The following is a 15,867-nucleotide window of genomic DNA, read 5'->3' on the forward strand; positions in this document are numbered from 1 at the left end:
ATTATAATGATTAATTTAACCCTTTAAATGTTGAAACAACATTTTCTACTGTAAATCCGTACTCTTGCATCACTTTATTTCCGGGAGCACTTGCACCAAATTCTTCTATTCCAATCAAAGCACCATTTAGTCCTGTGTAACGTTCCCAACCAACTGTTGAGCCCATTTCGATAGAAACACGTTTTTCAACTGTTGATGGTAAAACCGATTCTTTGTATTCTTTAGATTGAGAATCAAAAAGCATTGTTGATGGCATAGAAACAACTGACACATCAATACCTTCACCACGTAATACTTTTTGTGCTTCCATAGCTAAGTTCACTTCTGAACCTGTTGCAATTAAAATACCATCTGCTTTTTCACCTTGTTGAGCCGATAATACATACCCACCACGAGCCACACCTTCATAAGCTTTTTCTTTAGTTCCTTCTAATACTGGAAGGTTTTGTCGAGATAAAGCTAGAACTGTAGGTGTTTGTGTTGCTGTAGCTGCTAATTTCCAAGCTGCTGATACTTCATTACCGTCAGCAGGACGAATTAAGTTCACATTTGGCATACCACGTAAACTTGACAGTTGCTCAATCGGTTCATGAGTTGGTCCATCTTCCCCAACAGCAATTGAATCATGTGTTAAGACATATGTCACAGGAACTTTTTGAATAGCTGATAGGCGTAATGCTGGGCGTAGGTAGTCAACAAAGACGAAGAATGTTCCTCCGTACACACGCGTGCCACCATGTAATGAAATACCATTCATCGCAGCTGCCATTCCAAACTCACGTACACCAAACCAGATATTACGGCCTTGATACTGTCCTGGTTCAAAATCCAACTCATCTGCTACCATAGTATTATTTGATGAAGATAAATCAGCAGAACCACCCCAGAAATTAGGTAGAGCTTTAGATAGAGCTTGGATTGCTTCTTTACTTGTCACACGACTTGCAGCACTCTCTCCTACTTCATAAGCTGGTAATACTTTTTCTAAATCAACCACAACTTCTTCACTAAAGCTTTCTGTAAATTGTTTAGCTAACTCTGGATATTCAGCTTTGTAGCTTTCAAATAATTCATGCCAAGCTGCTTCTTTTTCTTGACCTTTAACAACCATATCCTCATGGAATCTCTCTTCAACTTCTTTTGGTACAGTAAATTCTGGGTAATCCCAACCATAATTAGCTTTGGCATGAGCTACACCATCTACCCCAAGTGGCGCTCCGTGAGCTTTATTTGTTCCTTCATTAGTCGCACCAAAACCAATAATTGTTTTCACTTCAATAATAGTCGGCTTAGCTGATTGAGCACGAGCAATACTAATTGCCTCTTCTAGTGACTCTAAATTATTACCATCTTCTACTAAAATATGGTGCCAACCTGATGCTTCAAAACGCCCCTTAACATCTTCACTAAATGATTTGTCTAAAGGACCATCTAAAGAGATGTCATTTGAATCATATAACACAATCAGTTTATCTAATTTAAGGTGACCAGCTAAACTAATAGCTTCTTGAGAAACACCTTCCATTAAATCCCCATCACCGCATAAAGCATAGGTGTAATGATCAACGATATTATAATTTTCTTTGTTGTACGTTGCAGCTAAGTGAGCTTCTGCCATTGCAAAACCAACACTCATTGCAATCCCTTGTCCTAATGGTCCTGTCGTCGCTTCAACCCCGTCAGTATGTAATACTTCAGGATGTCCTGGCGTTAAACTATCCCACTGGCGAAATTGTTTTAATTGATCCATCGGTAAGTCATAACCTGATAAATGTAATAAGCTATAAAGCATAGCTGAACCATGTCCTGCTGATAAAACAAAACGATCACGATCCACCCAGTTTCTTGACGTTTTTGGGTTTACTTTTAAAAATTTTGTCCAAAGCACATAGGCCATTGGTGCTGCACCCATTGGTAATCCAGGATGACCTGAATTAGCTTTTTGAATCATATCTAAACTTAATGTACGGATTGAATTAACACCTAACTGATCTGTTTTATCAAATAACATCTAACATCCTCCTATTTAGGTTTTTTTTACCTTTATTGTATTTTACAACGGTTACATTATTTTTTCAAGGTAAAATTGAAAAACATGGAAGAGTTATCTTCCATGTAATCCTTTTTCTTTTTGAATTTGTTTTAATTTTTCTGGAGTCACATCTGTTCCTTCTTCATCTACAACTTTCATACCCTCTATTTGATTTTTCATACCTGAGCGAAAGGTTTGAATATACTCATCTCTTAACTCTTGTTGTTCTTTTTGTTCTGCCTCTGTTAAAGACGCCTCTGATTTAGCTTTTTTCGCTAATTCGTTAATTCTATCTAATTTATCTTTACTTAACATATTATATTCCTCCTTGGATTGACTACCTAAATAGTAGCTTAAATTCTTTAAAAATTCAATTAATTAGCTGCCTTAACCTAAAAACGAACATGTGTTTGATTAACTTAAACTTTTATGTTACACTCAAAAAAAAGCGAAAAGAGGGAATCGAATGTCAAACTCTCGTTCATCTAGACAAATTAATGTTTTAAGATATATATACGAACAAGTTGAAGAAAAAGGATACCCACCAACGGTTAGAGAAATTGGAACAGCTGTTAATCTATCTTCCACCTCTACTGTTCATGGTCACCTATCAAGATTAGAAAAAAAAGGACTTATTCAACGAGATCCAACAAAGCCACGTGCTATTGAATTAACCGATGAAGGACTTAAATTAATAGGAGTTAAATCACCTTTTATTCCTATGTTAGGAGTTGTTACAGCTGGTGAACCGATCCTGGCTGTCGAAGAAGCATCGGATTTCTTTCCTCTACCTCCTGATTTAAAATATGAAGAAAATAGTTTATTTATGCTAACGATTCGTGGGGAGAGTATGATCAATGCAGGTATATTTGACGGAGATCATGTCATTGTTAGAAAACAGTCTCAAGCAAACAATGGTGATATTATTATTGCTATGACAGATGACAATGAAGCAACATGTAAACGATTCTTTAAAGAAGACCACTACATTCGACTACAACCTGAAAACGACACATTAGAGCCTATTATTTTAGATAATGTCTCTGTTTTAGGTAAAGTCGTTGGATTATATCGTAACCATATATAATAAAGCATTTAATAAATGCTTTATTTTTTACTTTACAAATCGAACAAGCATTCGTATAATAAGGACAATCGAACAAATGTTCTTATTAAGAATAAAGGAGAGATCATCATGTTAGCATTAAGAAGATATGCGTTTATTTTAGTTGTTTTGATTGTTGGGATGTTTTTAGGGAATATGAGTTTAAATATTGCCCTACTTGTTTTAACCCCTCTTGTCTTAATTTGGTTGATGTTATGGGATGATAAAAATTACAAGCGCCGACAAAAACAAGATTATATGAAGAAACAACAACATTACTGTTCTTATAAAAAATAAGTAAACTCTACTTATCTAATGACAATAAAAAATAATCATAGGCATATAACCGCCTACGGTTATTTTTTATTGATTTATTAACCCAATTCCTCTAATCTTGATTTGACAACAAGAAAGGAAGATATAGATGACATCAACTATTGAATTAACTAGCCAATTAACTAATATCGCTTCACCAACAGGAAATACTTTTACTATTATCGACTACATTGAGACTCTTTTAAAAGAATCAAATTATGTACCGAAAAAAACGAACAAAGGTGCACTACTAGTAAGTGTTCCAGGAAATGATGACCATAAACATCGCTTTATTACAGCTCATGTGGATACTCTTGGTGCTATGGTTCGTGCTATTAAACCTGATGGTAGACTTAAGATTGATCTAATTGGAGGTTTTAAGTTTAATGCCATTGAAGGTGAATACTGTACAGTCTACACACAAAATGGTAAAGAACTAACAGGAACGATTTTAATGCATCAAACCAGTGTTCATGTCTATAAAGATGCTGGTGATGCTCCTAGAAACCAAGACAATATGAAGATTAGACTGGATGAAAAAGTAACAAGTAAAGAAGAAACTCAAAAATTAGGGATTCAAGTTGGTGATTTTATTAGCTTTGACCCACGTACTGTCATTACTCCTACTGGCTTTATTAAATCTAGACATCTTGATGACAAAGTGAGTGTTGCTATTTTAATTAATTTTCTACTTCAACTGAAAAAATCAGGTGATACGATTCCATTTACGACACACTTTTTATTTTCTAATAATGAAGAAATTGGTTATGGCGGTAATTCAAATATTGACCCTCGTGTGATTGAGTATGTTGCCGTTGATATGGGTGCTATGGGTGATGATCAACAAACTGATGAATACAGCGTCTCAATCTGTGTAAAAGATGGAAGCGGGCCCTATCACCTTTCTCTTAGAAATCATTTTGTTACACTTTGTCAAAATAACCACATTCCTTACCAGCTAGATATCTACCCTTACTACGGTAGTGATGCCTCTGCTGCTATCAGATCTGGTGCTGATATTAAGCATGGTTTAATCGGGGCAGGTATCGAGGCTAGTCATGCTTATGAAAGAACACATATTGAATCAATTGAAGCTACTGAAAAATTAGTAGCAGCTTATTTATTCAGCAAAGAATTAATATGATTTTTTAAAAACCTCTTGACCTTTATCACTTTTAAGCGTAAAGTATAATCCATAAGCTTAAATTATAGTGTGGGTATCTAACCCATGATGAGCAGGCAATATGCGGATTGCTTAAGTTTAATTTTTTCGCATACATTTAATGTTTTTTAAACCATTAAAATTGCCTCAACAGTTTATAATAAAGTTTTACGTTCGTGATAGTTAAGTTGACAGTTAATTATCAATACTAAGCTCATTAATCAGCTCATCAATTTAATTGATTAGACTTAGTAGAAAAACGAACAAATAAAATGTTATATTCTAAAGGAGGAATTATTTATGTCAGTAGTATTACAAGTAGCAGCAAGAGAAGTACGTCCAAGATCATTACGTAAAAAATTAAGAGCAGAAGGTCGTGTACCTGGTGCTGTTAACGGAAACGGAATTGAAAATTTATCAATTTCTGTTAATGAAAAAGAATTAGACAAAGCAATCCGTGAAAATGGATTAAACGCTGTTTATACTTTAGACTTAGACGGTAAAAAAGTTAATACATTATTACACGATTATGAGTTAGATACATTTACAAAAGCTTGGATTCACGTTGAATTCTTAGCTGTTGATATGACTCAATTAACAGAAGTTGAAGCTGAATTAGTTCTTGTTGGAACTCCTAAAGGCGTTAAAGCTGGTGGCGTGTTAGAGCAAAACTTATACAACGTTCAAGTTTCTGCAACACCTGATAATTTACCAGAACGTGTTGAAGTGAATATCGAGCCTTTAGTAATTGGTGATGCTTTAACTATTGGAGATATTCCAGCTCATGCAGACTACACAATCGTAACAGATGCTGAAGAGCAAATCTGTGCGGTAACTGAGTTTGTTGCAGTTGAAGAAATCGAAGTTCCAGCTACAGCTGTTGAACCTGAGATTGTTGACCAAAAAGGTAAAGAAGAAGAAGAATAATCTTCATCAAGGAGCTTGTGATCATCTATGGTCGCAAGCTTTTTTATATGTTAATTTCAAAATAAAAGTGAGGTTTTTATGAAAAAAATATTAAATAAAGAAACCATTAGCTATCTAATATTTGGTGTTTTAACCACTGTGGTTTATTTTTTAACTCGTTTTTTTGTCGTTTATTTAACTGGAAACTCAATGGCAGGTGTTGTGTACGCTCAAATCAGTGCCATATTATTTGCCTTTTTTACTAATAAATTATTTGTTTTCAAAGACAAAGACTGGTCCATTAAAGTAGTGATGATACAGCTGCTTGGATTTATTATTGGTCGCCTATTCGTCTTTTTCCTAGATGTTGGTATTACTTACCTAGCTGTCCAAAAAAATGCTGACTTCTTTATCCATTTATTTTGGTTAGATCAAATTGATTATAACAGCTTTTTCTTTGCCTCTCCTTTAATGAGAAACTTCATTGGATCAGAAAAATTATTAAATGAATTTATCTTTGCTCTTTTCGTTCAAGTTTTAGCCATAATTTTAAATTATATCATCTCTAAAAAGGCTATTTTTAAAAAATAACAAACCTTTTAAAATATCTCTTAAGAAAGAATTTTTCAGGTTCCACAAGCCTTATCTTATGTTAAAATAACGTGGACACAATTAAAATCAATAGGAAAGTAGGATGAATATTTAATGGTTGGTATTGATAAAATCAATTTTTACACCCCTAATACATATATCGATTTAGTAACACTTGCTGAGGCTCGTGGAATTGATCCTGATAAATTTATAATTGGAATTGGGCAATCAAAAATGTCTGTTCCACCAATTAGCCAAGACACTGTCACAATGGGGGCAAATGCAGCTTTTCCTATCTTAGAAAAAGCTGATTTAGAGCTGATTGATTTAATTGTTGTGGGCACTGAGTCTGGTATTGATGAATCAAAATCTGTTGGGACCTTCATTCATGACTTGTTAGGAGTTCAACCCTTTGCTAAAGCAGTAGAGATCAAACAAGCCTGTTACGGTGCTACTGCTGGTTTAATGATGGCTGTTGATTACGTTCGTTTGCACCCTGATAGAAAAGCTCTTGTCATTGGTTCTGATATTTCTAGATATGGTTTAGCAACATCTGGTGAGGTCACACAAGGTGCTGGTGCCATCGCCATGGTTATTAGCTCAAATCCACGTATTCTAGAAATCGAGGGAGAAACTGTCGCACTGACTCAAAATATTTTTGACTTTTGGCGCCCAAACTATTCTGATACAGCCATTGTTGATGGGAAGTTTTCAAACGAGGCTTATATTTCTTCATTTCATACCTTATGGGAAGAATTTATGCGCCGAACTGAATTAAAATTAAGTGATTTTGACGCTTTTTGTTTCCACATGCCTTATACAAAAATGGGCAAAAAAGCGTTGCTACCTATCTTAGAAAATGAAGACAAAGATTTAGCGAATCAATTAATTTTTAATTATGATTTAGGAACACATTATACAAGGCATATTGGTAATATCTATACTGGTTCTCTTTACTTAAGTTTAATGTCTTTATTAAATAATCCAGATCATAAACTAACTGCTAAAAGTCGCATTGGGTTCTTTAGTTATGGTTCAGGGGCAGTTGCCGAAATTTTTTCTGGTGTCTTAGTTCCTGGATTTGAAAAACACCTACTAAAAAAAGAGCAAGAAGAACACTTAGAGAGTCGTATCTCACTATCTATTGATGAGTATGAAGCCTTATTTAATGAAACAATTCCTAAAGATGATGGTATTCATACTATTAATCGCTCAAAAACTGATAATAGTTTATTTTATTTAAAAGAGATTAATGAACACAAACGTATTTACGGAAAATAATGATAATTGGAGAATAAATCATGACGTCACCTTTCTATAAATTTTACAAAAAATCACGAGAAGAACGATTAGCTATTTTATTAAAAGAACATTACTTGACTCCAAATGATTATGATTTATTTTTAAATAACAAGCTCTTAGATGATGATGTAGCAAATGCCTTAATTGAAAATCAACTAACTCAGTTCCCTTTACCAATGGGTGTTGCCATGAATTTTATTATTGATGGTGAAAAAAAAGTGATTCCTATGGTTGTTGAGGAGCCTTCTGTTATTGCTGCTTGTAGTCATGCAGCTAAAATGACTTTGCCTGATGGTATTACTACAAAAGTTCACTCTAGACAAATAATTGGGCAAATTATTTTAAAAGATGTGGTAGATCATAAGGAAGCATCTCAAATGATTGATAGTCATTTTAGAGAAATAAAAGAAATAGCAGATAATACTCATCCTTCGATTGTAGCTCGTGGTGGCGGTCTTAAGAAAATCAAGACTCGCTCGATTAGTGACACTTCTGAGCAAAATTTCTTTACGATTCACTTATTTGTCGACGTACAAAATGCCATGGGTGCAAACATTATTAATACTATCTTAGAAGGTGTCACCCCTTTTGTTCTTGAATTAATTCAAGGAGCCTCTCTTATGTCTATCCTAAGCAATTACAATACAGATTGTTTAGTGAGTGCTTCTTGTAAAGTCCCTTTTCTTCAATTAGCACCTAGTGTAGAACAAGGAAAATTAATTGCTGAAAAAATAGCTGAAGCTAGTCTTTATGCTAAACTAGACCCATACCGAGCAGTGACTCATAATAAAGGGATTATGAATGGGATTGACTCTGTTGTCATTGCCACCGGAAATGACCCTAGAGCCGTCTCAGCAGCTTCTCACGCTTATGCTAGTCGTCATGGTCAATATGAAGGGATGACTAATTGGTATGTAGTGGAGGATCATTTAATAGGCGAACTGACCTTACCAATGGCTGTTGGTAGTGTTGGAGGGGCTATTTCGGTACTTCCAATGGCAAAAGCCAATTTAGACCTTCTAGAAGTAAGAGATGCTACTGATTTAGCTCGTATTATTTTATCAGTCGGTCTAGCACAAAATCTAGCAGCTCTAAAAGCTCTTGTGAGTGTGGGAATTCAAAAAGGACATATGTCTCTTCATGCTAGTTCCTTGGCCATTCAAGTCGGAGCTAAAGGGGAAGAAATCGAAGAGGTCACTAAAGCTCTACGCCGTGCTCCTAAGATGAATACTCAAATAGCAAAACATATATTAAACAAGTTACGTGAAAAATAAAAAATTGGTGCTGACTATACAGTCAGCACCAATTTTTTACTTAGATTCTTCAATTAAGCCATCATGAATAGTATTTAAATTCCATTCCATCATTGTGTAATAAGTATCTCCTGTTTCTCCTTCTTTAGCAAGAGAATCAGTAAAAATAGTGTCATAAATAGGGCGTTTTGTTTCTCTTGAGACAGTTTCCATACTTCTTGGATCCACACTTTGTTCGACAAAAAGGTTAGGGACTTTTGAATCATTTATTTGATCGATAATCTGGCTCATCTGTTCTGGTGTCCCTTCTTCATGTGTATTGATTTCCCAAATATAGCCAGCTTTTAGACCATATGCTTTAGAGAAATATTTAAATGCCCCTTCACTCGTAACTAAAAAGGCTTGATCATCTGGAATATCATTAAAACGATTCAGATTATCTTCATGTAATTTTTTCAATGTTTCCGTATAATAAGTAGCATTTTTTTCATAATCTTCTTTGTGTTTTGGGTCTTTTTCAACCAAAACATCTTTAATGTTTTCCACATAAGTTATCCCATTTGCTAAAGATAACCAAGCATGAGGATCTTGTTTTGATTCTTGACCTTCTGTTGATAAATAAAGCGGCTCGACATTTTTACTTGCAACAAAATAATCTTCATTTTCTTTCTTTTTACTTGTTTGCATTAACTTGTTAAACCAGCCATTACCGCCCGTTTCTAAATTTAAACCATTGTAAAAAATAATGTCAGCATCTGTAGATTTTGAAATATCTTCAGGTAATGGCTCATACTCATGAGGATCAGTTCCTCGCTCCACAATACTGTGGACGACAACGTGGTCTCCTCCTACATTTTCAATCATATCAGCTAAAATTGAGTTGGTCGCGACAACTTGTAACACGTCCCCTTGTTGCTCACTAGATATTGCGGTATCTTCCTTATACTGGTTGCCCTTACATCCAGTTAGTACTCCTATTCCTAGTAGTACGGTTAAACCTGCTAAAAATACTTTAGTCTTCTTCATTAATCAGATCCTCTTTTCTTTTAAAAATAAATCCTTGTTTTGGTGAAAATATAAATGCTATGATAAAGAATACAACTGTTGTTAAAACAATCGTTGCTCCTGAAGCCAAATTATATGTATAACTAAATAATAAACCAATGACAGCACTAATTACCCCAATTGAGCTAGCTATGACAATCATCACAGATAATTTATCTGTTAATAGAAAAGCTGTAGCAGCAGGTGTTATTAGCATAGCTACTACCAGTATTGTTCCCACTGTTTGAAGAGATGACACGGCAACTAGTGTTAAAAAAAACATTAAAGCATAATGAATAACCTGTACTTTTAAACCATATGCTTTTGCCATTGTTGGATCAAAAGAGCTGACGAGTAATTCTTTATAAAAAATGATGACAAATAATATCACAACAACTGCCACACCTAGTGTTGTATACATATCACTTGGCCTTACTGCTAAAACGTTACCAAATAAAATATGGTATAAATCCGTGGAGCTCTCAGCTAGTGAAATCATAATAATTCCTAGAGCTAAGAAGGAACTAAAAACAATCCCTATGGCTGTATCATTTTTTAATTTACTTTTTTGTGTCACAAATCCAATCAGACCAGCTGCCAGTATTCCAAATAAAGATGCCCCTATCATATAATTAGCACCTAACATATAAGACATAGCCACGCCTGGTAGTACCGCATGAGAAATAGCATCCCCCATTAAAGACATAGCTCTTAAAATAATAAAACTACCAATCACTCCTGATACAATTCCTACAATAACTGAAGTAATTAGAGCATATTGTAAAAACTCATACTTCATTAATCCTTCTATAAAATGTGATATCATTAATCATTCACTCCTTTAATTACAATCTCACCCATTGTTTCACCATATGCTTGTTGGATGAACTTAGTTTTAAATACATCTTTAACTGGACCTGAAGCAATTAGTTTTTGATTTAAAATGATTAAGTTATCAAAATATTCTTTTGTTTTATGTAAGTCATGGTGAACTATCACTATCGTTTTTCCTTCTCCTTGTAATTGCTTTAAAATGGATACTATAACTTTCTCACTAACCATATCAATTCCTACAAAAGGCTCATCTAAAAAGATAATATCTGCCTCTTGGGCTAGGGCTCTAGCAATAAAAACTCGCTGTAATTGTCCACCTGATAAGTTACCAATTTGCCTTTTTGCAAACCTTTCCATCTTTACTTGTTTCAAACAAGTTAATACTTTTTCTCTATCTTCTTTTTTAGGACTTTTAAACAAACCAAGTTTTGGATAAGTACCAAGTAAAACGACTTTTTCTACTGTAATTGGAAAAGTTAAATCAATGGCACTACGTTGTTCTACATAAGCTATTTCTTTTCTGTACTCATCTATGGCGTTATTATTAATCTCAACTTCTCCAGACTCGACTTTAATTAGTCCGATGATTCCTTTTAATAAAGTAGATTTCCCAGCACCATTTGGGCCAATAATCCCAGTTATTTTTCCTGGCTCAATGGCTAAACTAATATCTTCAATAGCTTTTTTGTGCTGATAAGCAACTGTTAAATCTTTTATATAAATCGTCTGTCTTAAGGCAGACTCTTGATGATTTCTTTTGTTCATGTCAATCCTCTACTTTCACACACCTAGAATTTTTTTTAGGCTAACCTAAAACTGTATAGTTATTATAACAAATAAGAATCTAAATTGCAACATTAAGTTAGCCACTCTGGTAAAAATATCTAAATATCAGTGTTATTTTATTGAACCCCTTACTTACCAACATGTTTTGATCTTTAGATTTTGAATTTCTTCTAAAAATAATGTTGCTGGTTGTCTATAGTCTAAAATTTTACGCGGCAAAAGATTAACTTTTTCAGTAGCCAGTTGTATGAACTGCTTTGAGTAGTGACAGATAGGCGTTCCTTTCGGAACAAATTGCCGTAATAAACCATTATGTCTTTCGTTTGTTCCTCGTTCCCAAGATGAATAAGGGTGAGCAAAGTAGATATCAGTCATTTGTTGCAGAGTATCATCAAGTGAGCTAAATTCACTGCCATTATCAGCAGTAATCGATTGAAATATGCTACTAAATCGGGCTCTTCCAAACTCATATTTTAACTGTTTAATAGCGTAACTAACAGACTCTTCAGTATGATCATCTAGAACAACAGTAATCATGTAGCGAGTTTTTCTTTCAACAAGTGTAAGTAGAGCATTATCATCTTTAGATTTTGAACCAATGACACTGTCTATTTCCCAATGACCAAACTCTTGTCTAGAATCAATTTTGCTAGGTCGTTCATCAATTGATTTTCCAAGAGCTTTTTTATGCTGACGACTTCTTTTCTTTTTAGGTGATAGTCTAACTTTCATCTTGAGGTGATGATTTCTGACTGGTAAAAAACCTTTATCAATATAGTTATAAAGTGTCTTAGTAGAAACAATAGGTTTATCCCAAGTCCCTAAAGACTTGATAAAGCCAACAATTGCATCTGGTGACCAATTAAAGTCTATCATTTGTTTACAAGCATAATTAATAAAATCAACAGCACTAACTAGCTTAGATTTCGAACCACAGCGTTTCCTGTTTTCTATGTATTTAGCTTGCCCCGTATCAGCAAAATAGAGTTGTTTAGGTTTCTTATTTTCTTTGATTTGCGTGGTCGTTCCTCGTTTAAGCTCATTACTTATTGTTTGATGGTGTCGGCCTAATCGTCTACCAATTTCTCTATTAGAGTCTCCCATATTATGCCAAACTTCAATAAGCTGCCTTTCCTTTAAGGAAAGATGTTTATAACTAGATGTCTTTGTGTTATTCTTAATTTTCACCATGATAAAAATTCCTTTCGTTGTTGGGTAGTTACTTCAATGATACACGAATTTTTACCATGGTGTTTTTTTATTATTTTAGAGTGGCTAACTTGATTTTACAACTAAGCTAACAAATAAGAATGATAATCACAACTATTTAGAAAAATGTTCAAATTTTGTTCTTATTTTCTACTAGTTTACTTGTGGAATCCTAACAAATACTGTAGAATTAAGTTAACGGATTTAAGATAACAAGAAGAAAGGAGGGATACCTGTGGAAAATGATGAACAAGTTCAAACAAAACATAGTGAAACAGGACAAGTCGGGCGCTACGTCGTTTGGGGAATTGTCACAGTTATTTTTAATATTTATCTTTTTTATTTGCTATATACAAAAACTAACATGAATTATCAACTTGCCAATATTATTGATTGGTTCTTCACTGTTATTTTTGCTTTTATCGTGAACAAATTATTTGTTTTTAAATCTAAATCTACAGCACTATTTAAAGAGGTTATCTCTTTTTTTGGGACAAGAGTTTTATCTCTAGTTCTTGAGCTGATTTTACTTTGGCTATTTGTTTCTATTTTAACAATTAACCCAACTATTAGTAAAATTATTGGCCACGTGGCCGCTCTAGTATTAAACTTTTTTTTAAGTAAACTTCTATTTATGAAAATATAAAAACAATGCTAGGTCAATAGCTGATATTGTTTTGGTAGACAAAAAAAGAGGGTGACTCAGCGTCATCCTCTTTTCTTTAACTAGATATAAAATAGATTCTCTGATGAAAAGACAGCATCACTTGTGACATCCATTCCTAATTTTTTCAATATTTGCTCATCATCTTTATTTAAAATAACTGTAGAGTGAGCTTGTACACCTTCTAATTTAGATAATTGTTTATAAGCAAGTTCAGCAGTTGGATTGGTTACTGCACTGATAGATAAAGCAATTAAAACTTCATTAGCATTTAAAGCAATCATTTTATTGTTCAATTCTTCTACTTTCATTTTTTGAATTGTCTCTAAAATAGCAGGAGATAATAACAGAATGTCATCTGATATATTCCCTAAATATTTAATCGAATTCAAAATGGCTGCAGCCGAGGCATCCATTAAAACTGATGAACGTCCTGTGATCATGTGTCCATCCTCTAATTCAAAGGCCACAGCCGAAATAGGATTAATATTGCCAACATACTCTTCACGATTTTTTATACTCTCAGCATACTCTCTTGCTGGAATCACTGGTTTACGGTCCTCTTTTTTAAGTTCCATCTCTTCCATGATTAATTGAATACGATTAACAACTTCCTCATCTACCATACCACGTTTAAAGAAACATTCTGTGTCAAAGCAACGACGAATGATTTCTTCCTTAGAAGCTTCTTTTACAACGTCATCATCACTAATACTAAAGCCTACACGATTCACACCCATATCAGTCGGTGATTTAAATTCTGCTTCTTGATTTGTAATACGCTCAATAATACGCTTAATAACTGGAAAAGTTTCAATATCACGGTTGTAGTTTACTGCAACTTCCCCGTAAGCTTCATAATGAAAAGAATCTATCATATTTACATCTTTTAAATCAACTGTTGCTGCTTCATAAGCAATGTTTAGCGGGTGCTTTAATGGGATATTCCAAACTGGGAAAGTTTCAAATTTAGAATAGCCTGCGATACGACCTAATCTACTTTCATGATAAATCTGGCTTAAACTTGTTGCAAGTTTACCACTTCCGGCACCAGGAGCTGTTACCACAACAATTGGTTTAGTTGTTGGAATATAAGGATTTTTACCAAATCCTTCTTCACTCACAATTTGATCAATATTATATGGATAGCCCTCAATCGCCTCATGAGTGTACACTTTAATATTACGTTTTTCTAATTTATTAATAAATACTTTAGTTGCAGGTTGACCACTATATCTTGTAATTAATACACTATTAACTGATAAACCGTACTCATTAAATTCATCAATTGATTTTAAAATATCCATGTCATAAGTAATACCATAATCACCACGAATTTTATTTCTTTCGATATCTCCTGCATAGGCACAAATAATGACTTCAGCTTTATCTTTTAATTTTTGTAAAATTTTTATTTTTGAATCTTCATCAAATCCAGGTAGAACACGTTTGGCATGTTTATCCCCTATCAACTTACCACCAAATTCTAAATATAATTTATCGTAGTTATTAACTCTTTCTAAAATAAATTTTGATTGTTCCTCAATATACTTATCTGAATTAAATCCTATTTTCATTTTCCGTTTCCCCCTGAATGTTGTGTTTACTTAGCTAATTTTTACTTACTCAGTTTTGCTTCAAGTTTTTCTAACATATCACATGTCATTGCATCTAAATCATACTTAGGTATGAATCCCCACTCTTCTTTAGCGCACTCACAATCAATATGATCTGGCCAAGAATTAGCAATCTGTTGTAACTTTTGATTTACTTTATAATCCATAGTAAAATCTGGCCTTATTTTTTTAATGCTTGCTTCTATCAACACTGGATCAAAGGACATAGCAGATACATTAAAAGCATTACGATGTCTTAACTTAGTTGGCTCTGCTTTAAGAAGCATCATAATCGCATCAATTGCATCTGGCATATACATCATATCCATAAATGTTCCAGCTTCTAAAGGACAAGTGTAATGGTTATTTTTTAATGCCTCATAATAAATTTCCACAGCATAATCTGTTGTCCCACCACCTGGAAGTGCATCATAAGAAATTAAACCTGGAAACCTCAAACTTCTTGTGTCTACACCAAACTTAGTATAATAATAATCACAAAGTAATTCCCCTGATACCTTTGTAATACCATACATTGTTTCAGGTCGTTGCAGAGTATCTTGCGGGGTATCATTCTTTGGTGTACTTGGACCAAAAGCACCAATTGAACTTGGTGTAAAAAACTTCAAGTCTAACTTTCTAGATACTTCCAAAGCATTTGTTAGCCCCGTCATATTAATATACCACGCATCTTGAGGTCTATCTTCTGCCACAGATGACAAGAGTGAGGCCAAATGAATCATCGTATCAGCCTGAAATTCAGTAGCTAGTTCATACATTTTCTCAGCATCAAGTACATCTAATACTTCAAATACCCCGTTTTCCACAATAGGATTGCCTTCTGGTTGCCTGATATCTGTTGCTAATACGCAATCTACTCCCAGCTCACTTCTTAACCTACTAACAATCTCTACTCCAATTTGGCCTAAAGCCCCTGTCACCATTACACGCTTCATACTTTTTCACCTTTCCTTAAACTAAGCTCTTTGACGTCACAAGGGCTTAGTTATTAATAAAAAATAACATTAACATATAAACTCATGATGAA

Annotated in this window: 16 protein-coding genes; 8 read left to right on the plus strand and 8 right to left on the minus strand. The window is 34.0% G+C overall.

What is annotated here, in order from left to right:
- Nucleotides 1–10: 10 nt before the first annotated feature.
- Nucleotides 11–2,011, minus strand: a complete 2,001-nt coding sequence (gene tkt, locus VSF34_RS07180; RefSeq protein WP_326716659.1) for a transketolase — start codon at nucleotides 2,009–2,011, stop codon at nucleotides 11–13.
- Between the two features lie 93 nt (nucleotides 2,012–2,104).
- Nucleotides 2,105–2,347, minus strand: a complete 243-nt coding sequence (locus tag VSF34_RS07185) for a DUF896 family protein (RefSeq protein ID WP_326716660.1) — start codon at nucleotides 2,345–2,347, stop codon at nucleotides 2,105–2,107.
- Between the two features lie 151 nt (nucleotides 2,348–2,498).
- On the opposite strand from VSF34_RS07185, the gene lexA reads away from it, so the two are divergent.
- The 7 genes from lexA to VSF34_RS07220 all read left to right on the plus strand — a co-directional run bounded on the left by lexA (nucleotide 2,499) and on the right by VSF34_RS07220 (nucleotide 8,687).
- The gene (gene lexA / locus VSF34_RS07190) at nucleotides 2,499–3,119 is read left to right on the plus strand and encodes a transcriptional repressor LexA (protein ID WP_326716661.1); all 621 of its coding nucleotides are present in this window, start codon (nucleotides 2,499–2,501) and stop codon (nucleotides 3,117–3,119) included.
- Between the two features lie 108 nt (nucleotides 3,120–3,227).
- Nucleotides 3,228–3,434 (plus strand): hypothetical protein, encoded by a 207-nt coding sequence (locus VSF34_RS07195; protein WP_326716662.1) that lies wholly within the window; start codon nucleotides 3,228–3,230, stop codon nucleotides 3,432–3,434.
- A gap of 127 nt (nucleotides 3,435–3,561) precedes the next feature.
- The gene (locus VSF34_RS07200; RefSeq protein WP_326716663.1) at nucleotides 3,562–4,596 is read left to right on the plus strand and encodes a M42 family metallopeptidase; all 1,035 of its coding nucleotides are present in this window, start codon (nucleotides 3,562–3,564) and stop codon (nucleotides 4,594–4,596) included.
- Between the two features lie 318 nt (nucleotides 4,597–4,914).
- Nucleotides 4,915–5,541 carry a 50S ribosomal protein L25/general stress protein Ctc gene (locus tag VSF34_RS07205; protein ID WP_326716664.1) on the plus strand — a complete coding sequence of 209 codons (627 nt, stop codon included), beginning with the start codon at nucleotides 4,915–4,917 and terminating at the stop codon, nucleotides 5,539–5,541.
- Nucleotides 5,542–5,619: 78 nt separating this feature from the next.
- Entirely contained in the window at nucleotides 5,620–6,111 is a 492-nt protein-coding gene (locus tag VSF34_RS07210; protein WP_326716665.1) for a GtrA family protein, read from the plus strand.
- Between the two features lie 114 nt (nucleotides 6,112–6,225).
- Entirely contained in the window at nucleotides 6,226–7,392 is a 1,167-nt protein-coding gene (locus VSF34_RS07215) for a hydroxymethylglutaryl-CoA synthase (RefSeq protein WP_326716666.1), read from the plus strand.
- Between the two features lie 20 nt (nucleotides 7,393–7,412).
- The gene (locus VSF34_RS07220) at nucleotides 7,413–8,687 is read left to right on the plus strand and encodes a hydroxymethylglutaryl-CoA reductase, degradative (protein WP_326716667.1); all 1,275 of its coding nucleotides are present in this window, start codon (nucleotides 7,413–7,415) and stop codon (nucleotides 8,685–8,687) included.
- 36 nt (nucleotides 8,688–8,723) lie between these two features.
- On the opposite strand, the gene efaA is transcribed toward VSF34_RS07220, so the two are convergent.
- From efaA to VSF34_RS07240, 4 genes are all read right to left on the minus strand, one after another.
- The gene (gene efaA / locus VSF34_RS07225) at nucleotides 8,724–9,692 is read right to left on the minus strand and encodes an Mn/Fe ABC transporter substrate-binding lipoprotein EfaA (RefSeq protein WP_326716668.1); all 969 of its coding nucleotides are present in this window, start codon (nucleotides 9,690–9,692) and stop codon (nucleotides 8,724–8,726) included.
- Entirely contained in the window at nucleotides 9,679–10,536 is an 858-nt protein-coding gene (locus tag VSF34_RS07230; protein ID WP_326716669.1) for a metal ABC transporter permease, read from the minus strand. The genes efaA and VSF34_RS07230 overlap by 14 nt, the downstream gene beginning before the upstream one ends.
- Nucleotides 10,536–11,309: a metal ABC transporter ATP-binding protein gene (locus VSF34_RS07235; RefSeq protein WP_326716670.1), complete on the minus strand. Its 774-nt coding sequence runs from the start codon at nucleotides 11,307–11,309 to the stop codon at nucleotides 10,536–10,538. Before VSF34_RS07235 ends, VSF34_RS07230 begins: the two co-directional genes overlap by 1 nt.
- A 153-nt stretch (nucleotides 11,310–11,462) precedes the next feature.
- Complete coding sequence (locus VSF34_RS07240) at nucleotides 11,463–12,521, minus strand: IS30 family transposase (RefSeq protein WP_326716671.1); 1,059 nt, start codon at nucleotides 12,519–12,521, stop codon at nucleotides 11,463–11,465.
- A gap of 253 nt (nucleotides 12,522–12,774) precedes the next feature.
- On the opposite strand from VSF34_RS07240, the gene VSF34_RS07245 reads away from it, so the two are divergent.
- The gene (locus VSF34_RS07245; protein WP_326716672.1) at nucleotides 12,775–13,185 is read left to right on the plus strand and encodes a GtrA family protein; all 411 of its coding nucleotides are present in this window, start codon (nucleotides 12,775–12,777) and stop codon (nucleotides 13,183–13,185) included.
- An 80-nt stretch (nucleotides 13,186–13,265) separates the two neighbouring features.
- Here VSF34_RS07245 and VSF34_RS07250 read toward each other — a convergent pair whose 3' ends face one another.
- Together VSF34_RS07250 and VSF34_RS07255 are read right to left on the minus strand one after the other, a co-directional pair.
- Nucleotides 13,266–14,780 (minus strand): DUF1846 domain-containing protein, encoded by a 1,515-nt coding sequence (locus VSF34_RS07250; protein ID WP_326716673.1) that lies wholly within the window; start codon nucleotides 14,778–14,780, stop codon nucleotides 13,266–13,268.
- 41 nt (nucleotides 14,781–14,821) lie between these two features.
- On the minus strand, nucleotides 14,822–15,775 hold the full coding sequence (locus VSF34_RS07255) for an NAD-dependent epimerase/dehydratase family protein (RefSeq protein ID WP_326716674.1): 954 nt from the start codon (nucleotides 15,773–15,775) through the stop codon (nucleotides 14,822–14,824).
- Nucleotides 15,776–15,867: the final 92 nt, after the last annotated feature.

Origin of the sequence: Vagococcus jeotgali (assembly GCF_035918315.1) — a bacterium.
In the GTDB taxonomy this organism is placed as follows: domain Bacteria; phylum Bacillota; class Bacilli; order Lactobacillales; family Vagococcaceae; genus Vagococcus; species Vagococcus jeotgali.